Origin of the sequence: Advenella incenata (assembly GCF_004217095.1) — a bacterium.
Taxonomy (GTDB): Bacteria; Pseudomonadota; Gammaproteobacteria; order Burkholderiales; family Burkholderiaceae_B; genus Advenella; species Advenella incenata.
Genome location: NZ_SHKO01000001.1, coordinates 478,791 through 495,385 on the forward strand (window position 1 = coordinate 478,791; position 16,595 = coordinate 495,385).

17 protein-coding genes are annotated in these 16,595 nt (G+C 54.5%); 10 read left to right on the top strand and 7 right to left on the bottom strand.

The window, feature by feature from the left end; genetic code table 11:
* Window positions 1–156 precede the first annotated feature (156 nt).
* The 7 genes from EV681_RS02150 (at window position 157) to EV681_RS02180 (ending at window position 8,589) form a co-directional block, all read left to right on the top strand.
* Window positions 157–1,617 carry an NAD(P)-binding domain-containing protein gene (locus tag EV681_RS02150; protein ID WP_130303205.1) on the top strand — a complete coding sequence of 487 codons (1,461 nt, stop codon included), beginning with the start codon at window positions 157–159 and terminating at the stop codon, window positions 1,615–1,617.
* Entirely contained in the window at window positions 1,614–2,588 is a 975-nt protein-coding gene (locus EV681_RS02155; protein ID WP_128393720.1) for an ABC transporter permease, read from the top strand. The genes EV681_RS02150 and EV681_RS02155 overlap by 4 nt, the downstream gene beginning before the upstream one ends.
* Complete coding sequence (locus EV681_RS02160) at window positions 2,585–3,511, top strand: ABC transporter permease (RefSeq protein ID WP_207226991.1); 927 nt, start codon at window positions 2,585–2,587, stop codon at window positions 3,509–3,511. The genes EV681_RS02155 and EV681_RS02160 overlap by 4 nt, the downstream gene beginning before the upstream one ends.
* Window positions 3,508–4,500 carry an ABC transporter ATP-binding protein gene (locus EV681_RS02165; protein WP_130303206.1) on the top strand — a complete coding sequence of 331 codons (993 nt, stop codon included), beginning with the start codon at window positions 3,508–3,510 and terminating at the stop codon, window positions 4,498–4,500. The genes EV681_RS02160 and EV681_RS02165 overlap by 4 nt, the downstream gene beginning before the upstream one ends.
* Window positions 4,497–5,510 carry an ABC transporter ATP-binding protein gene (locus EV681_RS02170; RefSeq protein ID WP_207226992.1) on the top strand — a complete coding sequence of 338 codons (1,014 nt, stop codon included), beginning with the start codon at window positions 4,497–4,499 and terminating at the stop codon, window positions 5,508–5,510. Before EV681_RS02165 ends, EV681_RS02170 begins: the two co-directional genes overlap by 4 nt.
* An 82-nt stretch (window positions 5,511–5,592) precedes the next feature.
* A complete protein-coding gene (locus EV681_RS02175) occupies window positions 5,593–7,155 on the top strand; it encodes an ABC transporter substrate-binding protein (RefSeq protein ID WP_130303207.1) in 1,563 nt (520 codons plus the stop codon).
* 120 nt (window positions 7,156–7,275) lie between these two features.
* Window positions 7,276–8,589 carry an acyl-CoA thioester hydrolase/BAAT C-terminal domain-containing protein gene (locus tag EV681_RS02180; RefSeq protein WP_130303208.1) on the top strand — a complete coding sequence of 438 codons (1,314 nt, stop codon included), beginning with the start codon at window positions 7,276–7,278 and terminating at the stop codon, window positions 8,587–8,589.
* An 85-nt stretch (window positions 8,590–8,674) separates the two neighbouring features.
* On the opposite strand, the gene EV681_RS02185 is transcribed toward EV681_RS02180, so the two are convergent.
* From EV681_RS02185 to EV681_RS02200, 4 genes are read right to left on the bottom strand one after another with little or no spacing between them, the layout of a single operon-like run.
* A complete protein-coding gene (locus EV681_RS02185) occupies window positions 8,675–9,469 on the bottom strand; it encodes an SDR family NAD(P)-dependent oxidoreductase (protein ID WP_130303209.1) in 795 nt (264 codons plus the stop codon).
* On the bottom strand, window positions 9,462–10,232 hold the full coding sequence (locus EV681_RS02190; RefSeq protein ID WP_128393725.1) for a citryl-CoA lyase: 771 nt from the start codon (window positions 10,230–10,232) through the stop codon (window positions 9,462–9,464). The genes EV681_RS02185 and EV681_RS02190 overlap by 8 nt, the downstream gene beginning before the upstream one ends.
* Window positions 10,233–10,245: 13 nt before the next feature.
* Window positions 10,246–11,817 (bottom strand): class I adenylate-forming enzyme family protein, encoded by a 1,572-nt coding sequence (locus tag EV681_RS02195; protein ID WP_341273429.1) that lies wholly within the window; start codon window positions 11,815–11,817, stop codon window positions 10,246–10,248.
* The gene (locus EV681_RS02200) at window positions 11,775–12,749 is read right to left on the bottom strand and encodes a Bug family tripartite tricarboxylate transporter substrate binding protein (RefSeq protein ID WP_130303993.1); all 975 of its coding nucleotides are present in this window, start codon (window positions 12,747–12,749) and stop codon (window positions 11,775–11,777) included. Before EV681_RS02200 ends, EV681_RS02195 begins: the two co-directional genes overlap by 43 nt.
* A gap of 108 nt (window positions 12,750–12,857) precedes the next feature.
* On the opposite strand from EV681_RS02200, the gene EV681_RS02205 reads away from it, so the two are divergent.
* The 3 genes from EV681_RS02205 (at window position 12,858) to EV681_RS02215 (ending at window position 14,835) form a co-directional block, all read left to right on the top strand.
* A complete protein-coding gene (locus EV681_RS02205) occupies window positions 12,858–13,616 on the top strand; it encodes an IclR family transcriptional regulator (RefSeq protein WP_128393726.1) in 759 nt (252 codons plus the stop codon).
* A 122-nt stretch (window positions 13,617–13,738) separates the two neighbouring features.
* Window positions 13,739–14,251 (top strand): CMD domain-containing protein, encoded by a 513-nt coding sequence (locus EV681_RS02210; RefSeq protein ID WP_130303210.1) that lies wholly within the window; start codon window positions 13,739–13,741, stop codon window positions 14,249–14,251.
* Window positions 14,248–14,835 (top strand): peroxidase-related enzyme, encoded by a 588-nt coding sequence (locus EV681_RS02215; RefSeq protein ID WP_128393728.1) that lies wholly within the window; start codon window positions 14,248–14,250, stop codon window positions 14,833–14,835. The genes EV681_RS02210 and EV681_RS02215 overlap by 4 nt, the downstream gene beginning before the upstream one ends.
* A gap of 117 nt (window positions 14,836–14,952) precedes the next feature.
* Here EV681_RS02215 and EV681_RS02220 read toward each other — a convergent pair whose 3' ends face one another.
* From EV681_RS02220 to EV681_RS02230, 3 genes are all read right to left on the bottom strand, one after another.
* Window positions 14,953–15,396 carry a type II toxin-antitoxin system death-on-curing family toxin gene (locus tag EV681_RS02220; RefSeq protein WP_242612110.1) on the bottom strand — a complete coding sequence of 148 codons (444 nt, stop codon included), beginning with the start codon at window positions 15,394–15,396 and terminating at the stop codon, window positions 14,953–14,955.
* Entirely contained in the window at window positions 15,397–15,576 is a 180-nt protein-coding gene (locus EV681_RS02225; protein WP_128393729.1) for a hypothetical protein, read from the bottom strand.
* A gap of 195 nt (window positions 15,577–15,771) precedes the next feature.
* On the bottom strand, window positions 15,772–16,593 hold the full coding sequence (locus EV681_RS02230; protein WP_128393730.1) for a class I SAM-dependent methyltransferase: 822 nt from the start codon (window positions 16,591–16,593) through the stop codon (window positions 15,772–15,774).
* Window positions 16,594–16,595 lie beyond the last annotated feature (2 nt).

The window sequence follows — 16,595 nt, forward strand, 5'->3', positions numbered from 1 at the left end:
GTTTATTATTATTGATATATATTAATTACTAAATAATATATATTAAACTGGCCATATTCTTTAAAATGGCTGGTTACGCATTCCTTTATATCATTGCGTAATAATCAAATAAAACCAGCGAGGGAAAACCCTTGCATTTATTCATTGAGTTGCAGAATGAGTTATCACCCTCCCGAAATAGACGGACTGCCCGGCCTTGAAGCACGTTTGCAGGAAGATCTTTCTCGTCTTGATCTGCCCGGCAAGGATTGGGTGCAACCTCGGGTGGTGAACGGTGAACGCTTGCTCGATGTTGCCATTATTGGCGGCGGGATGGCCGGGTTGACTGCCGCTGTTGCCTTGCGCAATCTGGGTGTGGGCGCCTGTAATTTCGATCGTGGGCCTGTTGGCTTTGAAGGGCCATGGGCAACGACGGCGCGCATGGAAACCCTGCGCTCGCCCAAACAGCTGACGGGGCCCGCCCTGGGGCTGCCTTCGCTCACGTTTCGGGCCTGGTTCGAAGCGCAATACGGACGCCAGGAATGGGAGGCGCTCGATAAAATACCACGCTTGCAATGGATGGATTATTTGCGCTGGTATCGCAAAGTCATGAATGTGGATGTGCGCAATGAACATCACGTTCGTCATGTCCATCTGCATCCCGACAATTATCTTGAACTGACGCTGCAGGCCCCAGAGGGCCAAAAAGTGGTGGCTGCCCGGCGCCTGATTCTGGCAACCGGCCGTGATGGCCTGGGCGGGCCGGGCTATCCGGCGTTTGCCGATAAGGTGCCGGCTCATCTGCGTGCGCATTCTTCGGATTTCTTTGACTACAACACGCTTGCCGGCAAGCGGATCGGGGTGATCGGCGCAGGCGCTTCGGCCATGGACAGCGCAGCCACTGCGCTGGAAGCCGGTGCCCATAGTGTGGATTTGATCATCCGGCGTAACGAGATTCCTCGTATCAATAAGGGCAAGGGCTCTGGCAGTCCCGGCCTGGTGCACGGCTATGCAGGCTTATCGGACGACTGGAAGTGGCGTATTCGCCATTACATCAATGTGCAGCAAGTGCCGCCGCCCAAAGGCAGTACCTTGCGTGTGGCTTCTCATCATAATGCCCGCTTCAATGTCGGCTGTCCGGTACTGGATATTGACGTGCGCGAGGACGTGATCTATCTGACCACGCCCAAGGGCACATTTGTTCTGGATTTCCTCATTTTTGCCACCGGTTTTAACATCGACTGGCACCTGCGTCCGGAGTATGCCGAACTGGCGCCGCTGGTGCGAACCTGGGCGCAGCGTTTTCATCCGCAGCCAGGACAGGAAGATGCCGAACTGGCTGCCTGTCCCGATTTGGGGCCGGGTTTCGAATTCCAACCCCGTGCGGGCGTGGATGCACCTGGGTTGGCGCATATTCATTGTTTCAGCTACCCTGCCGTGGCCTCGCATGGCACGGTCTCGGGCGATATCCCGGCCATTTCAGAAGGGGCATCTGCCATTGCCCGCGCCATTGCCGGCTCCCTGTATCAGGAAGATGTCGCCGCTTATTATGCGCAACTGGAAGCCTATGCCGAGCCCGAGCTCGATGGCGATGAGTGGACTGCAGCCGGTCCGCCCTTGCCTGTGGAGGCGCAATGACGCTATGGCTGATTAAACGCGTCCTGCAGGCGCTGCTCATTATCCTGTTGATGACAGTGATCGTTTTTATCGGCCTGCACGCCGTTGGCAACCCGATCGATATTTTGATCGGACCCGATGCCGATCAGCGAGACCGTGCCCGCATCATCGCGCAGATGGGCCTGGACAAGCCGTTATGGTTGCAATATTTTCATTTCCTGGGCAGTGCGGTGCAGGGTGATCTGGGCAACAGCTTTGTGTATAACCAGCCGGCCCTGCAACTGGTGCTGCATCGATTGCCTGCGACCATGGAGCTGGCCATGGCTGCCCTGGTTATTGCAATTGTGGTAGGTGTGCCGCTGGGGCTGATCGCCGGACTTTATTCAGAGAGTATTGTTTCCCGCAGCATCATGACCGGCAGCATCCTGGGCTTTTCCCTGCCAACCTTCTGGGTCGGACTGGTCCTGATCATGGCATTCAGTGTGAGCCTGGGATGGCTGCCCTCGTCAGGGCGAGGGCAAACCGTGACGCTGTTTGGCTATCAATGGTCGTTTCTGACGCTCGATGGTCTGCGGCACATGTTGTTGCCGGCAGTCAATCTGGCGCTGTTCAAGGTTTCACTTGTGATCAGGCTTACCTATGCCGGCGTGCAGGAAGTACTGCCGCTGGACTATATCCGTTTTGCCCGTGCCAAGGGCCTGAGCAATCTGCGGGTGATTGGCGTGCATGTGCTGCGCAATATCATGATCCCCCTGATTACCGTACTGGGCCTGGAGTTTGGTTCAACCATCGCCGGTGCAGTGGTGACCGAGAGTATTTTCTCCTGGCCTGGCGCAGGCAAACTGATCCTGGACAGTATCAATGGCCTGGATAGACCGGTTATTCTGGCCTATCTGGTGGTTATTGTCTGTGTGTTCGTGACCATCAATTTACTGGTGGATATTGCCTATCGCATGCTGGATCCGCGCGTTCGGCTGGAGGGCGCGCGATGAATCAGCCCGTGACCGAGTCTGCCGTGCAAGCGGTGATTGCTGCGCCCAAGCCTTCGCTATTTCGCGAACGGCTGGCCGATTTTTTCTCTTCCAAGCGTGCCGTGATTGGCTTTACGCTGCTGTTGCTCCTGGCTTTCGGTTCGGTGTTCGCCCATTGGCTGACACCGCAAAATCCTTATGACCTGATGCAACTGGATATCCTGGATTCGCGGTTGGCGCCAGGCAGCGCCAACGGTGCCGGCACCTATAACTACTGGCTGGGAACAGATGGACAGGGGCGAGATCTGCTGTCTGCCATCCTGTACGGCCTGCGCATCAGTCTGACGGTGGGCGTGGGTTCAGCGCTTATTGCAAGTGTGGTCGGAACAGTGCTGGGCGTGTTGTCGGCCTATGCCGGGGGCCGGATTGACAGCTTTATCATGCGTACGGTGGATTTGATGCTGTCGTTCCCATCGATTCTGATTGCGATGATGATTCTGGCGTACCTGGGCAAGGGTATCGGTAATGTGATATTGACGCTTGTGATACTGGAGTGGGCCTATTATGCGCGCACCGCCAGAGGCCAGGCGCTGGCAGAGCGACAGAAAGAATATGTAGAGGCGGCAAAAAGCCTGAATATCCCCCAATGGCGGATCATGCTGCGGCACATCCTGCCCAATTGTCTGCCGCCTTTGATTGTGATCGGTACCTTGCAGGTTGCTCGCGCGATTACGCTGGAAGCAACCATGAGTTTCCTGGGACTGGGCGTGCCCGTGACAGAGCCTTCGCTGGGATTGCTGATCGCCAATGGATATCAGTACATGCTCTCGGGGCAGTACTGGATCAGCCTGTTTCCAGGCGTGGCGCTATTGGTGACCATCGTGGCGCTGAACCTGGTGGGTGATCGCCTGCGGGAAATTTTTAATCCGCGGAGGCAGCGATGAGTACGACGCCTTTGCTGCACGTGCGCGATCTGCGCACGCATTTCATGACCCGGGCGGGCCAGGTGCCAGCGGTGGACGGCGTATCTCTGCAGCTGGAGTCGGGGCGTATTCTGGGGCTGGTCGGTGAATCGGGTTCAGGCAAATCCGTCACGGGTTTCTCCATCATGGGTCTGGTCGATGAACCGGGCCGTATTGTGGGCGGACAGATTCTGTTCAAGGGCCAGGATCTGCTCGGACTGCCGCAAAAGCAATTGCGTCATCTGCGCGGCAACCGCATTTCCATGATTTTCCAGGATCCAATGATGACATTGAATCCGGTGCTGCGAGTGGATACGCAAATGATCGAAACCCTGCGCGCGCACGAAAAAATCAGTCACAAACAGGCCTGGGAACAGTCGCGCGACATGCTGGGCCTGATGGGCATTCCCAGCCCCGAGGCTCGACTGTCTGCGTATCCGCACCAGTTGTCGGGCGGCATGCGGCAGCGGGTGGCCATTGCCATCGCGCTGTTGCTGCGACCCGATCTGATCATTGCAGACGAGCCCACAACGGCGCTGGATGTCACGATTCAGTCGCAGATCTTGTCGGAAATACAGAAACTGTCGGCCCGATACGGCACGGCCCTGATCTGGATTACCCACGATCTGTCGGTGGTTGCCGGGCTCGCCGATGATTTACATGTGATGTATGCCGGAAAAATTGTGGAAGCCGGTACGGTAGACCAGGTGCTGGACAATCCGCAGCACCCGTACACCCAGGGCCTGATCCAAAGCCTGCCCGCCAATAATGTACGAGGCCAGCCACTGCGGCAGATCGCGGGCATGACGCCCAATCTGCTGTCATTGCCCGCCGGCTGTGCGTTCGCATCGCGCTGCCCGCGGCGTACTGCAGTCTGTGACACGATGCCGGCGCTGGATGAACTGGCGGCCGGTCATCGGGTGCGTTGCTATCATCCGGGCGCGGTTCCCGAAACGGAAGTGGCCCTATGATAGATGAAATAAAAGTGCCGCTGATGCGGGTTAGCCATGTGTCCAAGACCTTTGGTCATGCCAGTGACGGGATACTGGATCCTTGGCTGCAAAAGCTCAGATTGACGCGTCCCTCGGCGCTGACGCGTGCAGTGGATGATGTCAGCCTGGATATTGCCAAAGGCGAAGTCGTCGGCCTGGTGGGCGAATCCGGTTGCGGCAAGTCGACGCTGGGCCGGATGGTGGCCGGCATTATGGAGCCGACTGCCGGTCAGGTGCTGGTCAACGGCCAGGACCTGAAAACGCTGCCCAGGCGCGAGGCAGAGGCGGCGCGCCTGAAAATCCAGATGATTTTCCAGGACCCCTATGCCAGCCTGAACCCGCGCATGCGCGTGCGCGATATTGTGGGTGAGTCGCCTCGATTGCACAACATGGTGTCGGCACGTGGCCTGGACCAGTATGTATCTGAACAGCTGGAGCGCGCCGGGCTGTCGGCCAGCCTGCGTAACCGTTTTCCGCATCAGTTCAGCGGCGGTCAGCGCCAGCGTATCGGTATCGCGCGGGCATTGGCCGTGGCGCCCGACATGCTGGTCTGTGACGAAGCCGTTGCCGCTCTGGATGTATCCATTCAGGCGCAGATTCTGAACCTGTTCATGCAACTGCGCGCGGAACTGGGCCTGACCTATCTGTTTATCAGTCATGACCTGGGTGTGGTGGAGCATTTGTCCGATCGCGTGGTGATCATGTATCTGGGGCGCATCGTAGAACAGGCACCGGTTGCCGAGATTTTCAGCAAGCCCAATCATCCTTACACCCAGGCCCTGCTGGCCGAGATTCCCAAAATGCGGGATCGCAAGAAAGTGTTTTCGATTATCAAGGGTGAAATACCCAGCCCGCTTAATCCGCCAGCGGGTTGCCATTTTCATCCACGTTGTCCGCATGCCATGCCCCGCTGCAGTGCCGAAGTCCCGCTGCTTAAAGCCGTGGCCGGCGGACATATGAGTGCCTGCCACCTGAATGACCAAACCTGAGTGGGCATCAGGGATTAACTGTCCGATTTCGATCGTGTTGATTATATTGATTAAGTAGCAGTAACCTTTTAAAGGAATACAAATGAAAAAGCGCGTATTGGCTGCCATTGCAGCAAGCCTGCTGGCCGCAGGCAATATGGCCCACGCAGAAGAACTGAAAATCGCCTTTGCCGACAATCTGTCTTCGCTGGATCCACAACTGAATAACTTCGCGGGTGATCGCTCTGCCGGCCTGTTCTTTTTTGACATGCTGGTCAATAATTACGATAACAAACTGCTGCCGGGCCTGGCAAGGGAATGGAAAAACACGAGCCCGACGACCTGGGAATTCAAGTTGCGTCCAGATGTCAAATGGAGCGATGGCACACCGTTCACGGCGCAAGATGTTATCTATTCCATTGAGCGCATCCGCAAGGTGCCCGGTTCAGTTGCGCCATTCACAGGCTATGTACGCACGATCAAGAGCGTGACAGAAAAAGAACCTGGCACGCTGGTATTTGAAACCACGATTCCCAATCCGGGCTTGCCGCTGAATTTGGCTTCTGTTCATCTGGTACAGAAAAAAAGCACCGAGAACGCGACAAGCGACGACTTCAATTCAGGAAAGGCGCTGATCGGTACCGGTCCGTATAAACTGGTTTCCTACACGCCGGGCGCCGGCTTTCAGGTTGAAGCCAACCCCACCTATTGGGGTGAAAAACCCGTGTGGGACAAGGTGTCCTATCGTTATGTGGCCAACGCCGCAACGCGTTCCACGGCCTTGCTGTCCGGCGATGTTGACGTGATCGATAAAGTGTCGGTCGCCGATCTGAAAAAACTGGAAGGCGATGAGAAAGTGAAGGTGTATGCCTATAACGGACTGCGCGTTTTTTTGCTGCAACCTAGCTTTAATCCGAAACCCAATAAATTCATTACAGATAACAGCGGCAAACCACTGGATAAAAATCCGCTGCTCGATTTGAAAGTGCGGCAGGCATTGTCGCTTGCGATCAATCGCGATGCCATCGCTGATCGCATTTTGCAGGGCAGTGTGACGGTCGCCGACCAGTGGATGCCCAAGGATTCGATTGGCTACAACCCGAATATCAAGCCGATTGCCTTTGACGCCCAGAAAGCCAAGGATTTGCTGAAGGAAGCCGGCTACCCGGATGGCTTTAACCTGACTGTGCATGTGCCGACAGATCGCTATCCCTTGGCGCCAGAGACCGTGCAGGCAGTGGCCCAGTTCTGGAGTCGTATCGGCGTGAAAACCCAGGTTTCCGTGGTGCCATGGGCCGTGTACTCAAGCGCAGCCCGGAAAAATGAATATGCCATGTCTGTAATTGCCTGGGGTAACGGAACCGGCGAGGGCAGCTACGCGATGGTCAATATTCTGGCTACCGTAAATCCGGAAAAAGGGTTGGGGGCCTCCAACTGGGGTCACTACAGCAGCCAGAAACACGACGATTATCTGAAGCAGGCCACCGAAGAATTCGATGATGCCAAACGTGAAAAAATCATGCAGGACGCGGCCCAGGTGGTATCCGACGAGGTGGGTGTGATTCCCATGTTCCATTACAAAAACATCTGGGCAGCGCGCAAAGGGCTTGTTGTCAAACCCTTGAGTTCGGATCGTACAGTACCGGTCATGGTAACCAAGGAATAAGCCGATAGCAGCGGCAGTACCCGCGCTCCGTCATCAATGCTTTGCCGGCCCGACGCGCAGATTTTACATCTGCCGCGGGCCGGTGATGATGGCGCAGCTGTAGAATTTAACGGAAGATTTATGTCAAATGAAATACTGTCGGTAACGCCGGCTGATGCGCTGATCGACGAACCACGCGCGATTCGCGTTGAGGGTTTGTCGGCTGGCGAGCGTATTACGATTGCGAGCCAGACTGAGCGCGCCGGTGGTGTGATATGGCGCAGCCAGGCCGAATTTGAGGCAGATGCACAAGGCGTTGTGGATTTGACGCGCCAGGCGCCGCTGGCCGGCAGTTACCAGGACGTGTCTGCCATGGGGTTGCTGTGGTCGCAGGTGCCAGCGCAGGATAATTGCCGCGAAGTCTTTGCAGACACGATGGCGCAGCCGCTGATCACTGAACTGACCGTGACCACAGCCACCAATACATTGCGGGCAACATTGACGCAGCGTTTGATGCAAGAGGGCGTGGAACGCATTGAGGTACGCGAGGATGGCCTGGTAGGCACACTGTTCTTGCCCGCCACGCCGGGGCCTCATCCGGCCGTCATGATTCTGAACGGCTCGGGTGGCGGTATTAACGAGCCGCGCGCTGCATTGTATGCGTCGCGTGGTTATATTGCATTTGCATTGGGTTACTTCAAGGCGCCGGGATTGTCCGATTATATTTCTAATACGCCACTGGAGTATTTCAGGAAAGGCATGGACTGGTTGCGCCGAACGCAGCGCCCGCTGGGCGGCTTTGTTGCCCTGAGCGGTCAGTCACGTGGCGGAGAGCTGGTACTACTTCTGGCCAGCATCTATCCTCTGGACGTGAGTGCCGTTGTGGCGTATGTGCCTGGGGCAGTGGTGCACAGTGGACAGAACGCCGCAGATCCGAAAATCGGTCGTGATGGCCCGGCCTGGCTGCTTAACGGCAAGCCGTTGACGCACGTCTGGCAGGACAATAAAACGGCCACCTGGGCGCCATTTGACGAAGGCCCGTCGCCGCACCGCCATGCACGAGCCATCATGACTGCGCTGCAGGATAGCGAGGCGGTCGCTCGCGCGCGCATTGAGGTCGAAAAGATCCAGGGACCGATCATTCTGCTTTCGGCCACCGATGACGGTGCCTGGCCATCCAGTTTGTACAGCAAAATGATTTATGACCACCTGGGCCAGGTTGGGTTTGGGCATGTCGTGCAGTGGGTGGACACCAAGGACGGGGGCCACAGCATTGTGTTTCCCTATGTACCGACAACCCAGCTGGTTTATGCGCACCCTGTTTCCGGAAAAATCAACACCGGTGGCGGAACACCCACAGCCAATGCGCAGTCCGACGAGCATAGCTGGACCGCAGTCCAGGAGTTCCTGCAGAATGCCGTGAGGGCGCACCTTAAAGAAAGGCAGTCGTATTAGCCTTTGTATGGCGACGGATCAGGCTTGAGCCATCAGGCGCGAAGCGCAGGGCTGATCCGAGTGTGAGTGACTTGCCCCGCAGACGCTAATATTTTCCGGTGAGCCCGCCATCGACGATCAGTTCCGTACCCGTGATGTATGAAGCCTGATCTGAGGCCAGGAATGCGATGGCATGGGCCACTTCCCAGGCGGAGCCCATTCTTTTCATCGGAACCTGGGCATTTCTTTTTTCTCGAACTTCATCCATGTCACTGGATGAGGAAAAAGCAGCGGCAACATTTTTCTGGATCCTGGGCGTGTCAATCAGCCCCGGGATAACGGTATTGGCTCTTATATTTCGATCAGCATATTCATGGGCGATCAGTTTTGTCATCTGTATCAATGCCGCTTTGGTAACGCTATAAGCCAGGTGTGGATATCCCACATAACGGATGCCCGCTACTGAGGCAACAGACACAATACAGCCTGCGCCGCGCTCGATCATACCCGGTATCAAGCGCTTTGAAAGCAGCAACAGGCTTTCGACATTGGTCTGCTGGATGCGTTGGAGATCGGCAACAGATGTTTCCTGGATGCCACCGGTTTTTCCGATGCCAGCATTGGCGATCAAGGTCGAGATGGGGCCAAACCGCTCCGTGGCAGTCTTCAACACGCAATCCATTTCGTCGGGACGGGTAATATCGCCTTGCACGGGTAGACAGGTTCCGCCGATACGTTCGATTTCCAGGGCGGTCGCCCGGGCCGCATCGGCATTGCAGTCCAGGGCAATGACTTTTGCGCCGGACTGGGCGATGAGTACTGACGTTGCCTTGCCGATACTCCATCCCGGTGCACTGCTGCCGGCGCCGGCGACCAGTACCACCTTGTTTGGATCACTCATTGTCAGTGTCCCTTTTGGAGTATGGAATGGCCTGATCAATGGTCTCCCAGATGAAACGGCCAGATGGGATGTTCTGTTCTTCGGCGATATGGGAAACCAGACCGGCAGCGCGTGAGATGACTGCAAAACCGCGCATCAGCCGTGATGGCACGCCAATGGCGCCAAGCAGGGCAGCCACCGCCCCGGTCGCGTTGATCGTAATGTGCCTGGCATATACCTGATCCACGGCGCGGCTCAACTGTTTGAGCGCCTCAATGTATTGGCGCTCCAGCGTCGGTTCGCTATCGGCAAGGTCGAGCAGCTTCAATGAACGGGGATCGTCGGGCTTGTGCAGATGATGACCGAATCCCGGCAGAGGTTTTTTCTGATGTTTATATCTTGTCGCAATGGCCAGCGCTGCTTCTTGCTGATCGGGTGAGGTAATGATCTCGTCCAACAATATCGAGCAGTTTTCCATCGTTCCTACAAACTGGCTACCGACAGCCAGCAGCCCCGAGGCCACTGCGCCCTGCAGATTTTCCGGCGCGCTCATGTAAATCAGTCTGCTTGCAATGGCGCTTGGCGTCAGTCCGTGTTCCATGAGGGTGACCAGGACTGCATCCACAATTTTGATGTCGACTGGGCGGGCTTTTCTTCCCATGATCTGCAGGAACATGACCTCGGTGAAGCTCGCTTCTCCGATCAGATCATTAACAAGGTCCTTGTCGCGGTAGTTCATGCCGGTAAGCGAGTGTGCGCATAGTTCAGTGACGGGCTCTTTCATCGTGTACTCCTTTTTACAATTGGCGTGTTTCGGTGGTGTCCTGCATGCCGGCCAGGACCAGTTCCTGAATGGTTTTTTTGAGCACCTTGCCCACCGGCGATCTGGGCAGGCTTGCAAAAAAATAGATATTTTTCGGCGTGTGAACCGGCCCCAGTTTTTCTCTGACTAGTCGCTTGAGTTCGTCCGCTGTCACAGCACTGTCTGCGTGCAATTGAACAGCGGCGTTCACTGACTCGCCCCATTTTTCATCTGTGATTCCAAATACTGCTGACTCGTACACGCCGACGTGCTGAGATAGAACATTCTCAACATCTATCGGATAGACGTTGAAACCACCGGTGATAATCACATCGCGAATTCTGTCTTTGATGAACAGAAACCCCTTTTCGTCTATAAACCCGACATCGCCCGTATGCAGCCAGCCGTTTTTTATGGTCTCGGCTGTTTTCTCGGGCAGGCGCCAGTAGCCGGTCATCACAAGATCACCGCGGATCACGATTTCACCGGTTTTATTCGGGGGCAGACGATGCTGCTGTTGGTCCACAATCGCAATGTCGGTAAACCAGCTGACTTGTCCGACCGACGCGCGGTATTGCGGCTGCGCCAGTGTTTCCGGCCCGATCAACGTGGCTATTTGCGGTGCTTCCGTTTGCCCATAGGTTGTGGCAAGTACGTTGCCGAAAAAATCCTGCGCGCGTGCTATTTTTTCTGCCGGCATGCCAGCTCCGCCGTATATCAGTAGTCGCAGGCACGGGAAATCCTTTTCTGATTTGGCTGCGGCGATCAGCTTGTAGATGAGTGTCGGGGGCATGAAGGTCATGGTGCCCTTTTGTTCTCTGAATGCATGCACAATGTCGGCCGCTTCTGCTGATTCGGAAAGCACCAGGCAGCCGCCCTGTGCCAGTACAGGTAAAACATAAGTTCCGGTCCCATGGCTGATGGGTGCGCAAATAACAAATTTGTCATTGGTTGTTATTTTCCAGCCGTGGATCTGATTGATAATCACGGCAACCCAGGCCCGGTACGGTTGCATAACCCCCTTGGGCATACCGGTCGTGCCGCCCGTGAATTTGATGGCCTGGATATCGTCATCGCTTCTGATCGCTTCGGGAAGATGCAGTCCGGTAAACTGTTCGATCAAGAGGGGGATATCATCTGTATTGATGATATGTACGTTCTCCAGGCCGTCGGTCAATGCTGAGCCATAGCTGTCCTGAATGATAATAGACGGCTTGATTACGGTTGTAATTCTTCTGATTTCTGTCGGTGTGCTTCGGTAATTGAGTGGCACCCATACCTTGCCGGCAGCCATAATGGCAAGCATGGCAACAATATAGGCGACCGAGTTCTGCGCACACAGGCCGACCATGGAACCAGGTTCATCGTCCAGTTTGCGAATCGCGCCAGCCAGGGCGCTTACCTGGTCAGCCAATGCGGCATAGCTGACGCTTTCGTTCCTTGACTCAATGGCCATCCTTTCGGGATAACGCAGGGCTGCTCTGTAAAAAAAATCGATTGGATACATCTTGCTGTTACCTTCTTTCAGTTGGCCTGCAGGTTTGCCTGGCGCACGACCTTTTCCCATTTCGCAATTTCGTCCCGGGTAAATTGATCCAGATAGGCCGGGGTGTTCTCTACGGGCGCTGCGGTATAGCCGTTTTTGGCAAAGCTATCCTTGACTTCGGGGCTGTCGATTACTTTGTTCAATGCATCATTGAGCTTGCTGATAATCTTGTCGTCAGTCCCTTTGGGGGCTGCAATTGCAAACCACGAACTGACCAGGAAGTTGTCAATTCCTTGTTCCTTGAAGGTGGGCACCTCGGGGAGCGCGGGATCACGCTTTTCTGTTGTCACCGCCAGCGGTACGAGCGTGTTCGATTTGATTCTTGCTACAGACGAAGGAATGTTGTCAAACATTGAATCGACCTGGGCGCCCAGCAAATCGTTGACTGCGGGGCCGCTGCCTTTGTATGGAATATGAAGAATGTTCGTGCCCGTAAGGATCTTGAACAGCTCGCATGACATATGAATAGACGACCCTATGCCTGATGAGGCGCAGGTGAGCTTTCCCGGATTCTTTTTTGCATACGAAATATATTCGTCCACTGAGTTGATGTTTTTCTTCGGATTGACTACAAGCACATTGCCGATGGACGCGATGAAGCCGACACTTTTGAAGTCTTTCAGATAATCGTAATTCAGGTTTTTATAAAGTGAACGGTTGATCGTGTTGGCAATGCTTCCGACCAGCAAGGTATAGCCGTCATTCTTTGCCCGGGCGACGTATTCAGTGCCAATGTTGCTGTTGGCCCCGGGTTTGTTTTCTACAATAACCGTTTGGCCCAGTTGGCTGGATAGGCCTTTGGCGATCAATCTTGCGAGGATATCGGTGGCGCCTCCCGCGGAATAGCCGACAACCAGGTTGATTGGTCGATCGGGATAGGCCGCTGCCACAGCAGGGGAGGCTGACAGTAGCGCCAGCGTCAGCGCCGTCAAGCCAAAGCATTTTGTTTTCATCATGTCTCCAGTCTCATGTTTTATTGTGTTGATATGCAGCTGCATTCTAGTCAGGTTCAATAGTGTGACAAAATCAATTTGTCCATAATTTGGACATAAGGAGCAGATATGCATTACAAGGATGAGCCCAAAACGCTGGTACGCGGCCTGGCCATACTGGAGGCGCTTAGCACTGCCGATGCCTCTGGATTGAAGATTGCACAAATTGCAGCCAGAACCCAAATATCGCGGCCGACGGTGTACCGTTTTGTCAGCGTGCTGCTCAATAACGGATATATCAATGAGATTTCTGACACAGGTCGCTACACATACAATCGGGACAAACTGAATCAGATCGCTGATTCTGGTGCTGAATCCGAGCAATTTAAGGAAGTATTGAGAAAGATCAGCGAGAAGACGGGAGATTCGTCTTTTCTGATCAGGCAGGATAATGCGGATTCTTTATGCATCCATCGGGAAATCGGCACTTACCCGCTGCAGGTTCTCTCCATTCAGATTGATCATAAGCAGCCGATGGGCGTGGGGGCGGCCGGGCTAGCATTGCTTTCCTATCTGCCCGAGTCAGAGCAGGAGCGCATCCTTGCCGAGAATGAACAAAAACTCTATCCCTATGGCGCAATTTCAGTGAAAAAGCTGCGCTTGCTGATCAAGGCGACGCGAGAGCGAGGATGGTCTGCGGTGGGTAACGCTGCCGTACAGGGCGTGCTTGGGGTGGGCGTGGCCATCGCCGACAGAGGTGGACGCCCCAGGTTTGCCATCAGCGTGTCGTCGGTCGAGGCCAGGTTTACCGTGACGCGTCAGAAAGCCGTGGTACAAATAATAAAGGATGAAATTGCGGCATTGGCTTCATATGGCTGCATAAAATGACCAAAGCGCATCCGGTTGATAACAACGGCAGCGTACAGGCGCGCGAATTTTTTTGCTGTCTCCGTTAGAATGTCATATCGCATACGTAATGAATTTACGAGCAACAACGCAAAGGAAATATTATGCAAAGCGCAGAGGCATTCGATCTGATCGATACGCTGCTCAATCTGAAGCCAGACAGTAAAATCTGGCAGGCCCGGCAGTTCAGGGAAAAAGTTAAAAACGGCACGCAGGCAAGCTATGCCGCACTGTTTTCGTCCGACCTGAGTTTGCCGCTACAGGATCGTTGGCTGGTTGCCCTGTATGCAAGCAGCCTGATGAACGCGCCCGAGCTGACGGCACACTATACCGAGCAGGCGCTGCTGGCAGGTATCGACGAGAAGCTGGTTCAGATCGTGACCGAAGACCATGTTGAGGATATTGTGAAATGTGAATTGAACAGTGTCCTGCAATTTACCAAAAAACTGATTCTGGACCCGATAGAAGGCAACGAAGAAGCGTTGCTGACGCTGAAAAAATCAGGCATGTCTACGCAGGACGTCGTTGTGCTTGGGCAATTGATCGGGTTTCTGGCCTACCAGATACGTCTGGTAGCCGGATTGAAGGCAATGCAGAAACTGGAGCAGGCAGCATGAGCGATGTAATCAAAGTCAACGGATTTACCAACCAGACGCTGGGCTGGAAAGCCTGGCTGGATGTGGTGGATGCCAATGCCGCAACACCCGAACAGAACAAGGTACTGGAAGCGAGTCATCCGCAGGCCAAAACGTCCGATTATTATCTGCTGCTGGTGCACGAGCCGCACATTCTGGATCAGCGCTCTTTCACCTATAACGCCATCATGTATGCGCCGGGCGGGTTAAATCGCGCTGATCGCGAACTGGGTGCCCTGGCGGTATCGCGCATCAACGGTTGCGTCTATTGCGCTTCAGTGCATGCGCAGCGCTTCGAGCAACTGGCCAAGCGTAATGAAATCGTGCACGACGTGTTTGTGGATCCTGCTAGCGCAGCAAAAAATGAACGCGATGCTGCCGTTATCGATGTCGCGACAGCCCTCACGCGCGATGTGGCCGGGTTTGATGCCGAGAACTTGCAGGTATTGAAGAACCAGGGCTTTAGCGAAATAGAAATGCTGGATTTGATTCATTCCGTATCGGTGTTCGGCTGGGCCAATCGCCTGATGCAGAATCTGGGCGAGCCTGTTTTTCCGGCGGAGTAATCAGTTCATCGTCGTGAGCAGTCCATAAGAGGAAGGGTGAATGCGATTAGGCTGGCAGATCCGTACGCGAGACCTGCGCATCCCGTATGGGGAAAGCACACGTGCTTGCCATCGCGCTCATCTATCGTTGTTGATCGTACGATTATCGTTTTTACTGTTAGCAAGTGGTTGATTGTGTTTTTGCCAAACAGCATTAAGAAAGTCTGCGAACATTTCACCGGTGATTTCTCCGGACGCAATTCCGACCATGATGTCCTCTAATGCATCGATACGGGGAACCTGTATGCCTTGTCGATACAAATAGGTCAATGCGCAGGTCAGCGCAGTACGTTTATTTCCATCGTTAAAAATGTGACCACGTGCAATGGCTTCCGCATAAAGCCCGGCAATGCCAAACACATCATCTAGTGCAGCATATTGAGCGTGCATTTCGATACGGTAAAGCGCTGCCTCGACCGCTCCGAGCCCTCCTCCTGCCAGACCGCGTAGTCCACCCGTTTCAGTGATAATTTCATCATGAACGGCAATGACAAATTCCGGCTCTAACAACGGGACTAACAATTATCGATCCCGCAACGCGATCAAAACCTTGCGGTGCTGATCAATGACTTTTTTTGCAGCAATAGAGGTTTCTAACTTACCTTCAGGTGATTTGGATGAAGGCAACGATTTGGATGGGACGATTTTCTCTCGCTTCAACATCGTGTATCCAAATAGCTTTTTACCGTATACGACATCCATGGCTATTCTCCGATTTTTTGCGGCACACGCCAATTTACGAAATTATAATAGTATACATTGAGACATTGCTTCAGAATATTAGGCATATACCAACTGACTGTCGAGGTAGGGACGCAGCGGGTGAAGATGGTTATGCCGCCCCTCGAGCGTGAAATTGTCTTCCTAGCCCATTTTGTCCAGAAAATTCAGTCTTCCTTAATAAGCAAACCGCTCCTGCAGCGCTTCCAGATGACACTCCTTTAATATCGCCAGTTGCCGCTCGCGCGCGCTTTTTTTGAAGCCGCCGGTTTTTTTGGCGATGATCAGCTCGTTCTTCATGGAATGTTCCCAGCCCACCAGTTCCGTTACGGTCACCTGGTAGCCGCGCGCTTCCAGTTGCAGGCAGCGTAATACATTTGTGATCTGGCTGCCGAACTCGCGGGTGTGCAGGGGGTGGCGCCACAGTTCGGACAAAGGCGTTTTGCCCAGGGTATTGCCCTTGGTGGCGCGCAGTGCTGCGGCCACTTCGGCCTGGCAGCAGGGCACCAGCACGATGAAACGCGCATCGCGAGCCAGGGCAAAGCGGATGGCGTCGTCTGTGGCGGTATTGCAGGCATGCAGGGCGGTGACAATGTCTATTTTTTCGGGTAGATCGGTAGAAGTAATGGACTGCTCTACGGTCATATCCTTGAACTGCATACCTTCGAAGCCCAGGCGCCGGGCCAGGTCTTCCGATTTTTTGACCAGATCGGCACGCGACTCAATGCCGTACACCGTGGCGTTATCGTGTTCCTTGAGAAACAGATCGTACAAAATAAAACCGAGATAGGATTTGCCGGCGCCGTGGTCGACCAGTGAAAGCGCCTGCCCCTGGTCCAGTACGGTTTGCATAAGGGGCTCAATGAACTGGTACAGGTGGTATACCTGCTTGAGTTTGCGCCGCGTGTCCTGGTTGATCTTTCCCTCACGCGTGAGGATATGCAGTTCCTTGAGCAGTTCCAAAGACTGCTGCGGCTTGATTTCCGGAATCAGGGTCATGC